The organism is Paenibacillus cisolokensis (assembly GCF_018403665.1).
Lineage (GTDB): Bacteria > Bacillota > Bacilli > Paenibacillales > Paenibacillaceae > Paenibacillus_AH > Paenibacillus_AH cisolokensis.
Genome location: NZ_BOVJ01000134.1, coordinates 1 through 14,761, shown reverse-complemented (window position 1 = coordinate 14,761; position 14,761 = coordinate 1). Strand labels below are relative to the sequence as shown.

10 protein-coding genes and 6 pseudogenes are annotated in these 14,761 nt (G+C 51.7%); 4 read left to right on the top strand and 12 right to left on the bottom strand.

The annotated features are described in order from the left end of the window. The 7 genes and pseudogenes from PACILC2_RS27215 to PACILC2_RS18135 form a co-directional block, all read right to left on the bottom strand. Nucleotides 1-663 (bottom strand): annotated as a pseudogene (locus tag PACILC2_RS27215) (response regulator); the annotation flags it as partial. Next, nucleotides 660-1,361, bottom strand: coding sequence for a response regulator (locus PACILC2_RS27210; RefSeq protein ID WP_244863614.1), 702 nt, complete (start codon nucleotides 1,359-1,361; stop codon nucleotides 660-662). The gene PACILC2_RS27210 and the pseudogene PACILC2_RS27215, both read right to left, overlap by 4 nt. Continuing rightward, nucleotides 1,336-2,801, bottom strand: a pseudogene (locus tag PACILC2_RS18155) (sensor histidine kinase). The gene PACILC2_RS27210 and the pseudogene PACILC2_RS18155 overlap by 26 nt, the downstream one beginning before the upstream one ends. After that, the gene (locus PACILC2_RS18150; protein WP_062496495.1) at nucleotides 2,798-3,775 is read right to left on the bottom strand and encodes a substrate-binding domain-containing protein; all 978 of its coding nucleotides are present in this window, start codon (nucleotides 3,773-3,775) and stop codon (nucleotides 2,798-2,800) included. The pseudogene PACILC2_RS18155 and the gene PACILC2_RS18150 overlap by 4 nt, the downstream one beginning before the upstream one ends. A 218-nt stretch (nucleotides 3,776-3,993) precedes the next feature. Further along, complete coding sequence (locus tag PACILC2_RS18145) at nucleotides 3,994-5,583, bottom strand: extracellular solute-binding protein (protein WP_213529935.1); 1,590 nt, start codon at nucleotides 5,581-5,583, stop codon at nucleotides 3,994-3,996. A gap of 76 nt (nucleotides 5,584-5,659) precedes the next feature. Next, a pseudogene (locus PACILC2_RS18140) lies at nucleotides 5,660-6,534 on the bottom strand (carbohydrate ABC transporter permease). A 37-nt stretch (nucleotides 6,535-6,571) separates the two neighbouring features. Then, on the bottom strand, nucleotides 6,572-7,435 hold the full coding sequence (locus PACILC2_RS18135; protein WP_372447168.1) for an ABC transporter permease: 864 nt from the start codon (nucleotides 7,433-7,435) through the stop codon (nucleotides 6,572-6,574). Nucleotides 7,436-7,828: 393 nt separating this feature from the next. Here PACILC2_RS18135 and PACILC2_RS27205 point away from each other — a divergent pair, with 393 nt between their 5' ends. From PACILC2_RS27205 to PACILC2_RS18125, 4 genes are all read left to right on the top strand, one after another. Continuing rightward, nucleotides 7,829-8,494 carry a hypothetical protein gene (locus PACILC2_RS27205; RefSeq protein WP_244863613.1) on the top strand — a complete coding sequence of 222 codons (666 nt, stop codon included), beginning with the start codon at nucleotides 7,829-7,831 and terminating at the stop codon, nucleotides 8,492-8,494. Between the two features lie 157 nt (nucleotides 8,495-8,651). Next, nucleotides 8,652-9,575, top strand: coding sequence for a sensor histidine kinase (locus PACILC2_RS27200; RefSeq protein ID WP_244863612.1), 924 nt, complete (start codon nucleotides 8,652-8,654; stop codon nucleotides 9,573-9,575). Next, entirely contained in the window at nucleotides 9,572-10,057 is a 486-nt protein-coding gene (locus PACILC2_RS28850) for a response regulator (protein ID WP_307860638.1), read from the top strand. Before PACILC2_RS27200 ends, PACILC2_RS28850 begins: the two co-directional genes overlap by 4 nt. Then, nucleotides 10,054-11,169: a helix-turn-helix domain-containing protein gene (locus tag PACILC2_RS18125; protein ID WP_307860637.1), complete on the top strand. Its 1,116-nt coding sequence runs from the start codon at nucleotides 10,054-10,056 to the stop codon at nucleotides 11,167-11,169. The genes PACILC2_RS28850 and PACILC2_RS18125 overlap by 4 nt, the downstream gene beginning before the upstream one ends. Nucleotides 11,170-11,255: 86 nt before the next feature. Here the strand turns inward: PACILC2_RS18125 and PACILC2_RS29480 are convergent, their stop codons facing one another. From PACILC2_RS29480 to zwf, 5 genes and pseudogenes are all read right to left on the bottom strand, one after another. After that, nucleotides 11,256-11,666: a ClpX C4-type zinc finger protein gene (locus tag PACILC2_RS29480; protein WP_372447170.1), complete on the bottom strand. Its 411-nt coding sequence runs from the start codon at nucleotides 11,664-11,666 to the stop codon at nucleotides 11,256-11,258. A gap of 75 nt (nucleotides 11,667-11,741) precedes the next feature. Further along, nucleotides 11,742-11,858: pseudogene (locus PACILC2_RS18115) on the bottom strand (DUF3626 domain-containing protein); the annotation flags it as partial. A gap of 327 nt (nucleotides 11,859-12,185) precedes the next feature. Beyond that, nucleotides 12,186-12,562 (bottom strand): annotated as a pseudogene (locus PACILC2_RS18110) (winged helix-turn-helix transcriptional regulator). Nucleotides 12,563-12,699: 137 nt separating this feature from the next. Further along, the gene (gene gnd / locus PACILC2_RS18105; RefSeq protein WP_213529929.1) at nucleotides 12,700-13,629 is read right to left on the bottom strand and encodes a phosphogluconate dehydrogenase (NAD(+)-dependent, decarboxylating); all 930 of its coding nucleotides are present in this window, start codon (nucleotides 13,627-13,629) and stop codon (nucleotides 12,700-12,702) included. After that, a pseudogene (gene zwf, locus PACILC2_RS18100) lies at nucleotides 13,626-14,761 on the bottom strand (glucose-6-phosphate dehydrogenase); the annotation flags it as partial. The gene gnd and the pseudogene zwf, both read right to left, overlap by 4 nt.

Genomic DNA, 14,761 nt, shown 5'->3' with positions numbered 1-14,761 from the left:
AAAATCGATATAGTTGACGCCAAGCTGGTCTTTGAACATCTTGCTGATATAGAACGGGCTGAGATCGACCATTTTGCCGATCATTTCGAGCGAGATGTTCTCATGGGAATGATCCATAATATATTGCCTGATGCGCTGGATCGTATCCGGCGCCATCCGTTCTTGCCGCTCGGCATATATCTGGCGCAAACGGTCGATGAGCAGACCGGTCTCGGCGCGCAATTGGCGGTAATCCTGCGCCTGAAAGGAGAACAACGGCGTCCGCGTCTCCATCCCCATCTCGCTGAGCACCCGCGATACGATCCACAGCTTCTCGAGCGCCCGCTGCTGCGCTTGCAGCAGACTGGCGCCTTCGTTCTCGCAATGCCGGATGACATCCATAACGATCCGGCGGACCTCCTCCCACTCGCCGAGCCGCACATGGTCGAGAAACTGCCGCTCCTGCTGTCTGGCATGCTCTCCGTCCTGCACCTCCCGTACGGCCGGCACATCCGCATAAAAGCGGTATTTGACCGGTAGCGTCAGGTCCGCCGAGGCGATCAGCGCCTCCTGGTACGATTGGCGAATCTGTTCCAGCGAATCGTACGCATTGCCGATGCCGACAAACCAGCCGCTGCGGTCGCCGGTTCCGGCCACGGCAAGGATGCTGCGCGCCAGCGTCACCGCCTGCGAACGGTACGATTTTCCGGATCCCGGAATACGATAATCGGCAGCTGACGGCCATACAGCGCACCCACCCACATCGCGCCCAAACGGCGGACCGCTGTCTTGATCGCGCCGTACAGCGGTTCGGAATCGGGCGGCAGCATGACCAGCATGACGAAGGTTTCGTTCGATGGCTGGATGTCCAGCAGTCCGACCAGCTCGTCCAGATGGACTTCATGCACATGGTCGAACAGCAGCTGGGTGACCACGTCGGTTTCCGCCAGCGGAAGCGCCTTGAGCAGCTTGTCCTGCTGCTGCCTGCGCTCTTCCTCGAGCAGGCGCTCCGCTTCGATCTGATTCAGCACTCTGCCGACCGTATCGATAATTTCGCTGGCTTTGCTCGGCTTGAGCAGGTAGTCTTTCACGCCCAGCGTGATCGCTTGCCGCGCGAATTCGAAGGTGTCGTAGGCCGTCACCATGACAAACTTGGTCTCCGGATAGTCGGCGCTGATGCGCTCGACGGCTTCCAGACCGTTCATGCCCGGCATCTTGATGTCCATCAAGACCAGGTCAGGCCGGAATTCCTCCATCATCTCGACCGCGATCCGACCGTTCTGGGCCTGCCTGATGACCAGCTCCGGGTAACCTTTGTGCAGTATGGCCTGCAGCCCGTCTCGTTCAATCTGTTCGTCATCGACGATCAAGACTTTGATCATGACTTTCGGCACTCCTTGCTTTCGGAATTTTGAGTATCACTTTGGTGCCGCCGCTCCCTGGACTCTGAATATCGATCACATCCTCCAGGCCGTAAAACAGCCGCAACCGCTTGACGACGTTGCCGAAGCCGATTCCCGTCGAATGCCCTTCGGAAGGGACGGTCTTTTCCTCCAGAATCTGCTTGATCTTCTCCTCCGTCATCCCCGGCCCGTCGTCTTCGATCTCGATGACGATCCGCTCTGTGCCGTCCCGGACCCGGAACCGGATCGTTCCGCCTTCCTCCATCGGCTCGATGGCGTGAATGACCGCGTTCTCGACGATCGGCTGCAGCGTAAGCCCCGGAATTTGCACATACAGGCACCGCTCGTCAATCTCCGTATGGAAGCGCAGCCGGTCGGTAAATCGGGTGCGCTGGATCTGCATATATTGCCGCAGCACGTTCACCTCGTCATACAGCGTAACGCTCCGGTCCAGCCGCTTCAGGTTGTAGCGCAGCAGTCCCGCCACGTTCACCAGCAGGTCGCTCGTCTCTTCGGCGCCTTCCAGATACGCCTTCTTGGATAGCGTGTCCAGGGTGTTGAACAGAAAGTGCGGATTGATCTGGCTCTGCAGACTAAGCAGCCGGCTTTCCTGCAGCAGCAGCCGGTTCTGCTGCAGTTCTTTTTCGAGCTGCGCTTTTTCCTGGATTTCCTGAATCAAATTATTGATGTTGATGCGCATGCGGTCGAACATCTGGGCGAGATAGGCGATTTCATCCTTGGAATCGACCTCGATTTTCAGGTCGAACCGCCCTTTGGACAGACGGTTGGCCGCTTGCGTCAATTTTTCACCGGCCTCGTAATGCCGGACGAGAACCAGTACGTAAAGAGCAGCAGCAGACACGTAATCAGAAGCAACGCCCAAATACCCAGCCGGTTAAACGCTTCCGACTGTGCAATGATGTCGCGGTAAAAACGTTCGTACGTTTTCAGCTCGGTATCGAGCAGCGTCAGGCTCATCTCCGAGATATAGTTGGAGATGCTGGTGGCCTCGGTAAACACCTGTGCGGCGGCCACGGTATCCTGCTCCTCATGCAGCAGCAGCGAACGATCGGTGGTCTCGACGAGGCTGTCAATCAGGTTCACATAGCTGGTCAAGGTAAAATCGTTCTGCGCATTGCGCAGCTCCATGACGCCGTTCCTGGCCTCCAGTATGCCGGCTTTGCTCCGATCCAGGCTGGCCTTGTTGGCTTCCGTCGACGCAAGCAGGTAGTTGTTCATGTCGACAATGATCTTCTGGCTCGCGCTTGCCGCTTCGTGAAGCTGCAAATAGCGCTGCAGAATTTCATTATATTGATGCTGGGTGCGCTGGTTGTAATAAGTAAGCGCTGTCCAGATTGCGGCCATAAAAAACATCACGACAGCGACAAGCAGCCAGATTTTCTGCTGAATGCTGTTCATGGCGCCTCGACCGCTTTCACCATTTCGATTCCGGTAAAATAGCCTTCCGCATCCAGCGGCACCGTTTTGCCGCTCAGCCAGCCGATCATCCGTTCGACGCTCACTTTCCCCATCTCCTCCGGCGACTGCCGGATCATGCCGTCCAGCTTGCCGGACGCCAGCAGCGTCTGCGAATGGGGACTGTCGTCAAACGAATAAATATGATACGGCTCGATGCGCGATCGCCTGCCGATCTCCTGCAGCATCGCTTCCGCGATATTCGCGTTGATCGCGATGAAGGCGTTTGCATCCGGCACCTGATTCATTAATTCCTGCGTCGTGGCCACAACCCGCTCCCACGATTCCGGCGTCTCCGCGTATACGGTCTGAACGTCGGGCACATCCGCGAGCACATCCTGGATGCCGCTAAGCCGCTGCTGCTGGTAATATTCTCGATAATTGTCGCTCATCAGGATGACCTTTGCCCTGGAGCCAAGGTCTGACAGCAGCTGCTCCGCGATCATTTTGCCGGCTTTGTACTGGTCCGAACCGACATAAGTTTTGCGGAGGCTCTTCTCCATCGGCACGTCATGGGCCACGGTAATGACCGGGATTCCGTAAAAAGCCGCTTTGACTTTAGTCAGATTTTCGAATTCTTCCGTATCCAGCCCCTGCACGATTATGCCGTCCACTTTGGAGTAGATCGCGACCTCAAATAAACGGAGAAATTCGGTCTGATTGTTGCCGTAGCTGCCCCACACCTCAAGACTCGCCCCTTCCTTGCGGGCTTGTTCGAGCGCGCCGGCGGCCACCCTGTCCCAAAACGGCGTTTCCAGTTCATGCGTGATCAGGACAAGACGGTATTGCGCCGCTTCCGTCCCGGAAGACGAAGGCGGCTGCCAGTCGGAGCGAAACGCTTTCTTCGCGGATACGAAGGTGAAATAAGAAAGAATGGCGCATATGCAGATGAGCGCGACCAGGACTTTTTTCCGCAAAAGAGCATCTCCTTACCCATAAACTATCTCCATCATATTCGATTCGACAACCCATGTTCAATATGGGGTTGCTGCCATGACCGCGTACGGCATGTCATGATGGGCAGCCGGCACCGGAAAATTTTACTCAACCATACGGTTTTACGAGGGGGTCGGCGTAAAAAGTGAAATAACCAGCCCTGGCCGGGCTGGTTATTTCACTTTTAACTAGGGAATACCTATTTTACATTCATGTAACGATCATACGCATCCTCATAGATCTTGATCAATTGCTGAAGACCCATATCGTTCAGTTTGTTCACGTACGCGTCCCAATTTTCGTCAATGCCGCCTTTCGTTACCCATTGGGCACGGGTGCTGGCAATGTAGTTGTTAATATCCACAGTCAGGGTGGGGAACTGCTGGTATTCTTCTTCCGTATACATCACTTCCGGGAACGGCTGCGTCACATATTCCGCGCCAAGCTTGTCGAGCTCCAATTTCAGTCCGTCTCCGGTCGTCGGATCGAGCTTGATGTTTTTCTCAAAGCTCGGACTTACATATTTGGGGCCGAAATCCCGAAGCGATTTTTCCCAGTACCATGCGTCCGCGCTCGTGCCCTCAGGCGGAGCCATGAGCGAGTAAGTGCCGTCGTCGTTCTTCTCGATGGAGGTGCCGATGGCGCCCCAGAAATTCTGAATGCTGGCTTCGCCGGTATAGAACTGATCGATCCAGCGGGCCGTCACTTCCGGATATTTGTTGAAGGTCGTAATCAGCACCTCGTTGCGCCGGAAGCTTAAGCCGTCCGGGTCGCCCTCCTGATAGCGCTCTCCGTCCGGACCGGCAATGGGCGCAATCGTTTCATATTGATCGCTCCATTTGCCGAAGACGGCGTCGGGCGTCCATTGATAAGAGAATCCGATGAGCGGCGCATCCGGATTTTGCCGCTTCGCGCTCAGCATCGTGCCGTCCTGCGTGAAGGACTCCGGATCGATCAAGCCCTCCGCATACAATTTATGCACCCACTTCAGCCCTTCCTTATACTCCTCGGAAATCGGGAAGTAGACAGGCTTGCCGTCCTTGATCATCATATTGTTGACCCGCAGGTTGGTGATGCCGAAGGAGCTGAGGAGCCCCATCTCGATATCTCCCGTATTGCTGATCGGAATTTCGTCCGGCTTTCCGTTTCCGTTCGGGTCCTGTTCTTTGAATGCTTTAAGCACAGTATAGAGTTCCTCGATGTTCGTCGGAGCTTTCAGCCCCAATTTGTCGAGCCACACTTTATTGATGACGGGTTGATGCGCCGATTTCGGACGCGACGGCAGCCTCGCGGGCAAAGAATAGATCTTGCCGTCCGGGAACGTGCTGATTTTCCTCATCACCGGCGTTTCTTCCATCGCGGCTTTCAGATTGGGCATATATTCTTCGATGTATTCATCCAGCGGGCGGAAGTAACTTAAATTGTTGATAATATCCGCATCCCCGAACGCCAAATTGCCGATAATGACATCCGGAAGTTTGCCGCTTGCCAGCATGACGGATTTCTGTTCTCCCCAGTCGTTGGAGGACATGACCTGCCAGTTGATTTTGACATTGGTCTTTTTCTCCAGCTCCTGCAGCCAGGTGTTTTCCTTGAAGCTATCCCCCATGTTTCCCCAGCGAACCGTCAATACGTCCAGCGTAATCGGTTCGTTCACGAGCGGCAAGCCCTCTTTATTGAATGCGCTGCCTGCATTGGAATCGGCGGATTCCTTGGCCGGGCTTTTGCAACCCGCAAGGACGAAGGCCAGCGTAGAAATAAGGAGAAGGCTGATCAGCGCTTTTTTCATGACGATTTTGGAATGTTCCCCCACGGCAATATCCCCCTAAAATAATTTTTCCCATTTCATTCACATGGTCGTTGCTTTATTGCTTCACGGCGCCGATCATCACCCCCTGATTGAAATACTTTTGTACGAACGGATAGACGCACATGATGGGGATCGTCGAAATAATGATGACCGAATAGCGCAGCAAATTGGCCAGTCGCATGGCGATTTCCGCAGCTTCGCCTGTTCCCATATTCGACTGCATCTGATTGGTGATCAAAATATTGCGCAAAACGAGCTGCAGCGGATACAGGTCCTTATCGTTCAAATAGATCAGCGCATTAAAATAAGAATTCCAATGGCCGACTGCGATCCATAGCGCCAGCACGGAAATGATCGCTTTCGACAGCGGCAGAACGATCAGCAGATAATACCGAAGGTTTCCGCAGCCGTCGATTTGCGCAGCCTCCCATAAATCGGCAGGGATACTGTTCTGAAAAAAGGTCCGTGCCACGATAATATCGAAGACGCCGACGGCAAACGGCAAAACCATCACTAAAAACGTGTCGTACAGTCCGAAATCGCGAATCGTTAGAAACGTCGGAATCAGGCCGCCGTTAAAAAACATGGTAAAGATAAAGAACAGCGTAATGGCTTTGCGGCCGAACAGGTCTTTTCTCGATAACGCGTACGCCGCCGAAAGATTGACAGCCAATCCGATTGCCGTGCCGACGGCCGTATACAGGATGGTGTTCTTGTAGCCGATCCATATATTGGCGTGATTCAGCAATTCCTTATAGCCGTCGAGCGTAAAGCCTTTGGGAAAAACCAAACCTGCCCGTTCCCGACTGCGGAAGGATCGCTGAAAGAGGCGATGATGATAAAGTAAAGCGGGTATATGGTGATGATGAGCACGATTGCCGCCCAAATATAAAGCAGCACTTCCAGGATGGAATCGGAAGACCGTTTCATCGTGATTGCCGTTCTCGACACATTCCCCCTCCTCCTGTTACCAAAGACTTTGTTCGCTGTACTTTCTGGATATCCGATTGACCATGATCAGCAAGATGAAATTAATGACGGTGTTGAACAGGTTGACGGCCGAAGAGAAGCTGTACTGGGCGCTCAACAGACCGACTTTGTACACATAGGTCGAAATAACCTCGCTGCCCGTAATGTTCAGGTTGTTCTGCATCAGATACGCTTTTTCAAATCCGACGCCCAGCAGCCCCCCGACCCGCAGGATAAGCAGGGTAATGGCCGTCGGCATCAGCATCGGAAGGTCGATGTTCCAAATATTTTGCCATCGGCTCGCGCCGTCCACCTTGGCCGCCTCATACAAACTCGGATCGACCGCCGACAGTGCCGCAAGAAAGATAATGCTGTTCCATCCCGTCTGCTGCCACACATCGGACCATACGTACACACTGCTGAACCAACCGGCTGAGCCCATCAGGTTAGGCGCTTCGGCCCCGAACAATCGAAATAGGTTTCCGATCAAACCGTTGCCCGGGGAGAGCAGAATCAGCATCAGTCCGACGAGAACGACGGTGGAAATAAAATGCGGCATATAGGTTACGGTCTGAAAGAACCGTCTGAACCAGTTTTGCCGCATCTGATTCACGAGCAGCGCAAAGATGATCGGAATCGGAAACGTAGCAAAACTGTAAAGGCTGATGTACAGCGTATTTTTAATCGTTAATTCGAATTGATAAGACTGAAAAAACTTTTCAAAGTGCTTGAAGCCTGCCCATGGGCTCCCCGTTATCCCTAATACCGGGCTGTAGTCTTTAAATGCGATGATCACGCCGTACATAGGTATATAGGTAAAGAGAAGGAGCAGTACGACGGCCGGCAACAAAAGCAGATACAAGCCCCAGTTCCTTCCGATCCTTCTAAAGGCGCGTTGGATGTCGACGCCGGATTGACCGCTTCGCAACAAGTGTTCCCCTCCTTCAAATTCCGCGTTGCTATCTTTCTGCCGTGTCTTTGCGCAATTTTTATTATAAATGCGCATCGCATTGCGATTTGGACCTTCTCCAGGCGCTATTCGGACATTTGCCGTCCCGTTTTTCAAGGAAAACAGGCTTCGGCCCATGCCGGAGGCAGGCTGCATGATCGAATCCGGACCTTCCCTGGCCCTTTCCGGATCTTCCGGACGAGGCAAGCCCGGATCGTCTTGTTTTTCCCCGCATCGTCTTTATAATTAAGTAATTGAAACGACATGAAGCACCAGAAGCGCTAAAAAGGAGTCCTGCAAGGGCCAATGTCCAAAACTGTAAAAAACAAGATGTACTCCATCAAGCACTACGTAAAAATGCTGCTCCTCATTTCGTTCATCACTTTAATTCTGGATTTAATCATCAGTTTCGCTTCCATCACCCTTGTCCAACAGCAATCCGCCCGGTATTTGCAGGATGCGGCCGATCTGTATATTAACCGTATCAACAACAACTTTTCCTATTTGAATCATTTTATGGGATGGACGCTTGCCAACGACGAAGATGTGGAGGTCATGACTTCAACGGTTGACTCCAATGATGCGGATTTTATAAAAGCGCAGCGCAACTTGTACAAACGATTTTCCGAGCTTCAGAAAAGCTTCGGACGGGAGTACAACTTCTTCATTTATTTGCGAAATAAAAATTTTCTGTTAAACTCCGCTCCGATGAACTTGTCGTTTCCCGAATACCAGGCTTTGAAAAAACAGATTACCGATTATGCGGAAGAAAAAATCATTTATGAAAAATTTTATTCCCAATGGACGACGATCGACCTCCATAACCGTTACTATATCATTAATATCGTGCCTTACTATGACAGTTATATGATCAGCCTGATTTCGGCGGATGATCTCATTCGCCCCTTGCGCGAAATCAATCTGGGAGGAAACGGTTTCGTCTCCTTAATGAATGAAAAGGAGAAAGGGTAACCAGACCGGTATCCAATAACGGCAAACTGCTGCTGGACGATCCGGACAAGTCGTCGCTTCTGGATCGCTTGCATATCGGAACGACCGTCAACAGGGCGTTTTCAAACGCGTCCTTCTACGTGAAGCTGGTCATTCAATTCGGAGCCTTCGAAAAATTATGATTGCCCAGCTGCTGGTCGTTCTTCTGGCCGTCATTATCGCCTGCAACCTGTGCTTTATTATGCTGTATTTTCAGAAAAAGGTGCTGAAACCGATCAAGAACTTCTCCAACAACCTCGCCATCCTGACGAACGACGGCGAACCGATCGATTTCAAAAGCAGCAAAATGGTCGAACTCGAGAAAGCCAACCGGCAGTTTATCGATCTGGTCACGCAAATGAAACAAATCAAGATCGATCTTTACGAACGCGAGCTGGAGAAGCAGAAAATTCAGCTGGATTACATGAAATTGCAGATCAAGCCTCACTTTTTTCTAAATTGCCTGACAACGATTTACAGTATGGCCCAAATGCAGATGCACGCGGAAATCCAGAACATGACGCTGTCGATTTCGAAATATTTCCGGTATATCTTTCAGAACGGTCAAGATTTCGTCAGACTGGAGGACGAAATCGAGCATGTGAGAACGTACCTCGAAATCCAGAAGCAGCGCTACCGCAATGCGTTCGATTATCGCATCGAGCAGGCGGAGCGAACGGCGGATGTGCGCATTCCGCCTCTAGTACTCCAGACGTTCATCGAAAATGCGATGAAATATGCGGTTTCGCGGGAACATGAGGTGCAGGTTGTGCTGACCGTAACCCGTCAGGTCGTAGAGGACGAAGAGATGACGGTCATTCGGATTTCCGATACCGGCCCCGGCTTTCCGCCGCCGGTACTGGACAGTCTGGTGAACGGACAACCGCTGGATCAGACCGAAGGGACGCGCATCGGCATTATGAATACGATTCAAAGACTGGAACATCTTTATCACAATAAAGCCCAAGTCCGCTTCTCCAACAGGGAAGGCGGAGGAGCATGCGTCGTCTTGTACTTGCCGGATCACCCGGAAGATCGATCAGGATTGGAGGGCGGCATATGAATGCCTTGCTTGTCGATGACGATTACTTTGTCGTAACCGCATTGGAAAAGAAAATTGACTGGCAATCGCTGCATATCGAAGAGGTGTATACGGCTAACAATGTCGCCCAGGCGCGGGAAATTATCCGGAATCACCCTGTGCACATTCTGATTTCCGATATCGATATGCCGCAAGGGAGCGGACTGGAGCTGCTGGCGTGGATTCGGGAGGAGAATTACAACATCCAGGCCATCTTCCTGACCAATTACGCCGATTTCAACTATGCGCAGAAAGCCATCGAACTGCAAAGCTTCGAATACTTTCTGAAACCGATCGAGTTCGACAAGCTGATGCTCATTATTCAAAAAGCGGTCGCAAGAGCCAAAGAACAGCAGAAAAACGAGAAAGCGATACAGGAAGGGTACTTCTGGCAAAAAATCAAGCGAAAATACGCGAGCATTTCTGGAGAAAACTGGTCAACGGGAGCATCTCGTTCCCTATGAAGCTGGCCGACATCGCGCATTCCATCGAAGAACAAAATCTCCCCTATCGCATGACGGATAATTTTCAGCCTTTGCTCATCAATATTTTTCCGTATAACGGGAGCCTGGGCCAAGCGGATAAAGGCCTTTTCGATTTTGCGCTGCTCAATGTGCTGTACGAGTCGTTCCAGAACCCCGGTTTCTCCATCGAAACGATTCTGGAATACAAACCGTACAACTGGGTCGCCATCTTGAAATGGAGCTGTTCGCCGGATTCCCAAACGCTCGGCGAGCTTTGTTCGGCGTTTATTCCGAAAGCGAACCAATACCTGAAAGCTGACGCCTGCTGCAATATCGCCTTACCCGGCAGACTGGAAAACATCAGTCCGATCGTCAAGCAGCTGCTGAATATGAATGAAGAAATTGTGAAATGCCGCAATCAAACCTTTTACGTGGAAAGCTTCAACCGTCATCACAAAGCGGATTACGTGCCGCCGAACTTGTCGCGTCTGGAAGAGCTGCTGAACCAGAATCGGCCAGACGCTTTTCTGAACGAGACAACCCAATATTTGAAAGCCAATTTAAATCATCAAGCGCTCGACATATCGGTCCTCAGCTTGTTTCGATTGGATATCGTGCAGCTTGTGTATTCCTTCCTCAAGACGAAAGGGATACAGGCGCATAAATTGTATACCGGCAGAATGAACGATCAATTGCTGGCGCACTCTTTGAATTCCGTCGAGGATATGGAGGAGTATCTCAAATATTTGGTCAATACCGCAATGGAGTACCGGGACTTCGCCGAACAGCCGAAATCGATCGTCGAACAAATCAAGCAGTATATCCATACGCATTGCGGGGACGATTTGACCCGAAACCATCTGGCCGAAATCGTCTATCTGAATCCGGATTATTTGGCCAGGCTGTTCAAGAAAGAGACCGGGGTTTCGTTGGGGAGCTATATTATTCAGGTCCGCATCGCGGCCGCCAAGCATTTATTGGAGACGACGCGGATGTCTATATATGAAGTGGCCAAAAAGGTGGGATACGCCAACTACTCCTATTTCTCAAAGCTTTTCAAACAAGAGGTCGGCCTTAGCCCCAACGAGTATAAACGAGGATCGAAGCTTTGACCGGGCTTTCGGGATGGAAGTTCCGAACAAGGAAGCCGCGGAATGAGTTCCGCCAAAGGGAATTCAAACCGCGGCTTCCGCTTTTGTCACCTTTTATGGGCGTTCGCCTTGATGACTTCTTCGCCGAATTTCAAGCATTCACCGCAAATCGAAACGCCCGGTCCCAGGGCCAATTCTCCGACTTCATCTTTGCTTCTGCGGCAAAACGAACAAGTGTCCACGTGTTCGGTATGGACGGTATTCGTAAGGTTTTTCTCTACAGCATGGTACAGCTCGTCAATGACTTTGGGTTCAATATAATCAAATTCCCCTTTTAATTTCAATGCAACAGTCGTGTAAGCGATAGCCATCCCTTCATAGAAACGTTGTCTCTCCAACGATTGACTGTTTTTGGTTTTTTCTTCGCATAACTGACTCAGCTTCTCCAATTCCATAATGACATCTTCGATTTTGGCCCCTCGAAATAGTTTCTTCCGAAAATCTTGATCCACCGCCATCACCCCAAATTCTTTTTGTATACAATTGTATACATTACTAATTATATTCGATACCTGTATGGAATGTTCCTGCTTTTTGCGCAACGGGCGGCCAAAACGAACTAAAATATGCCACATATACTTTAATTCCTGAAGCATTTCTTCGTAGTCCCCTCTGTCGCTCCAAAGTTCCGGATTGCGGTTCAAATCAACGGGCCGATCGGGATGAAAATGCATGGCCGCTTGGGCTTCGGATTTTCGGATTCTGGCGTACTGCGCAACATGCTCAATGGCCAAAAGCTGCGAGCTTGCCAACTCTCTCTTGCCTGTCATTTGCATCACCTTTCCCTATCCGAAACGCAAAAAAGGCGTTGAATTTCGAGCAAACGCGCATACCGTGCTTATCGGGTACATCATTGTACCAGATGGCAACCTTCCATATCAAGGAAATTGCCGATTCTTTTTTACGCGCGAATTGCCGGCTCAAAAGCAAAAGCAGCTCCCTTCAACGGAAGCTGCTTTTTTAACGATATTAAAGGATTAGCACATGAACTCTCGTTTTCCGTCCGTCCAAATGACGTTTTCCCCGTAATTTTTCCCCATTCGTACATCGCTTTCAGCACCGGCATCAAGCTCTCGCCATATGGCGCCAAAGAATATTCCACCCGCGGCGGAACTTCAGGATACACCTTCCGGCGGATCAGTTGATCCTCCTCCAATTCCCGGAGCTGGTTCGTCAACATTTTTTGGCTGATATGGGGAATCAGCTTTTTCAGCTCGCTGAACCGTTTCGTTCCTTCCATGCCCAGATGCCACAGTATAATTAATTTCCACTTTCCTCCGATGACGGCAAGCGTTAATTCTTTTTCGCAATTAATTTCCTTCAGATTGATGCGTTCCTTCACCTCGGTCGCCATGGCCTCGGCCCTCCTTCTGCATCCATTCCATTCAGTTTATTTTATACACTTGCTTCAAATAATAAACTAAATATAAATAAGATACAATCAGAAAAGTAAGGAAAGGTGGACGCAACGGGAACGATTTTCCCTTTTCTTTACTTTGCCGCGAGGGAAGGCAATTTATTCGATGACGACGCCTTTTCCACCGCATGCCCGCCGAATTCGCTCCGCAAGGCCGCGACGACTTTGCCGGTAAACGTGTCTTGCTCCAGGGACCGATAGCGCATCAACAAGGACATGGCAATGACCGGTGTCGCCGTTTGCAGCTCCATCGCTTCTTCGACCGTCCATTTGCCCTCGCCGGACGAATGCATGACACCTTTAATGTCGTCCAGCTTCGCATCCTTGGAGAAAGCCCGTTCCGTCAGCTCCATCAGCCACGAACGAATGACCGATCCGTGATTCCAGACGCGGGCCACTTTCTCGTAGTCGAATTCGAATCCGCTTTTCTCCAGCACCTCGAACCCTTCGCCGATCGCGGCCATCATGCCGTATTCGATGCCGTTGTGAACCATTTTCAAATAATGGCCGCTGCCGGCTCTGCCCGCATAAAGATATCCGTTCTCCACAGCCGTATCACGGAAAACAGGTTCCACCACACGCCAGGCTTCCGGATCTCCGCCCACCATATAGCAGGCTCCGTGCCGGGCGCCTTCCGTTCCGCCGGAGGTGCCGACATCCATAAAATGAATCCCGGCCTCCTTCAACTCGTTGTATCTGCGGATCGATTCTTTATAATGCGAATTTCCCGCTTCGATGACAATGTCGCCTTCGGACAAGAACGGCGTGATTTCCGCCAGCACGGAATCCACGACGGTATGGGGAACCATCATCCAAATGACTCTCGGCGTCTCAAGCGCGCGGACGAGCTGCTCCGGGCTGGCGGCGCCTCGGGCGCCGTACGCTTCAAGCTTCCGGACCGCATCCGTATGGATATCGTACGCCGTCACTTCGTGCTTATGATCGATCATATTGAGTGCGAGATTAAATCCCATTTTGCCTAACCCGATAAGTCCGATGTTCATTTGACGGCAACCTCCTCTAATCGTTGATCCTGTGAAGCGTCATCGAACCACCAATGAAATCCGTGCTCCTCCAGCAAAGCGCCGGCCGCTGCCGGGCCATTCGAGCCCGCCCGGTAACGATGAAGCGGCAGACGATTTTCTTCGAACGCATCCAGCACCGGCTGAATCCATTCCCAGGCGAGCTCCACTTCTTCCCATTGGGCAAAAAGGTGGCGTCGCCTTTCAGCGCATCGAACAGCAAGAGCTCGTAGGCTTCGGGCAATTGATCAGTCAGCATCGAGAAATCCATATGGACGGATTCCATGCGGCCGTTTTTGAGCGGGTTCTTGCCGTTTAGCTGCAGCGAAATTTTTCATCCGGATTGATTTGAATGATCAGCAGGTTCGGTACGGACTTCATGTCGGCGTTCCCGGACGATTCCCGCAGCGGGTCCTTAAACTCGACGACGATCCGCGTCGACTTTTCCTTCATTCTTTTGCCGGTGCGAATGTAGAAAGGGACTCCCTCCCACGTCGGATCGTCAATCCACAGACGGGCCGCCATGAACGTATCGGTCGTCGAAGCCGGATCGACACCGGGTTCTTCCCGGTAACCCGCTACGGCCTGATCTCCAATCTTCCCAGCCTCGTACTGCCCCCGAATTACATCATTCGCCGCATTTTCTTTCGAGATCGGCCGGAGCGACTGCAGCAGCCGGTTCTTCTGGCGGCGGATATCGCCTGTCGTCTTCTGCGTTGTGGTATGCATAGCTGTCATCAACAGCAGCTGCAGCATATGGTTCTGAAACATATCGCGGACAGCTCCGGCACGATCGTAATAAGCGGCCCTTTCTTCCACTCCGACGGTTTCGCTGGCCGTAATCTGCACGTTCGCAATGAATTGATTGTTCCACAGCGCTTTAAGAAAAGGGTTGGCGGAGACGAGCGTCTCCAGGTTTTGGACCATCGGCTTGCCCAAGTAATGATCAATTCGGTAAATTTCATCCTCTGCAAAGGCGCGGCTGAGCTGCTCGTTCAGCGCTCTGGCCGACTGCAGGTCGTGTCCGAACGGTTTCTCCACGATAAGCCGCTTCCAGCCTTTGCCGCCGCCCAATCCGCTCTCTTTGATATTCTCGAGCGTTTTGCAATAATCC

Coding starts and splice junctions, on each gene's coding strand:
- PACILC2_RS27210 (WP_244863614.1), bottom strand. CDS start 1,361: ATGATCAAAGTCTTGATCGTCGATGACGAACAGATTGAACGAGACGGG.
- PACILC2_RS18145 (WP_213529935.1), bottom strand. CDS start 5,583: ATGAAAAAAGCGCTGATCAGCCTTCTCCTTATTTCTACGCTGGCCTTC.
- PACILC2_RS27205 (WP_244863613.1), top strand. CDS start 7,829: ATGTCCAAAACTGTAAAAAACAAGATGTACTCCATCAAGCACTACGTA.
- PACILC2_RS27200 (WP_244863612.1), top strand. CDS start 8,652: ATGATTGCCCAGCTGCTGGTCGTTCTTCTGGCCGTCATTATCGCCTGC.
- PACILC2_RS28850 (WP_307860638.1), top strand. CDS start 9,572: ATGAATGCCTTGCTTGTCGATGACGATTACTTTGTCGTAACCGCATTG.
- PACILC2_RS18125 (WP_307860637.1), top strand. CDS start 10,054: ATGAAGCTGGCCGACATCGCGCATTCCATCGAAGAACAAAATCTCCCC.
- PACILC2_RS29480 (WP_372447170.1), bottom strand. CDS start 11,666: ATGGCGGTGGATCAAGATTTTCGGAAGAAACTATTTCGAGGGGCCAAA.
- gnd (WP_213529929.1), bottom strand. CDS start 13,629: ATGAACATCGGACTTATCGGGTTAGGCAAAATGGGATTTAATCTCGCA.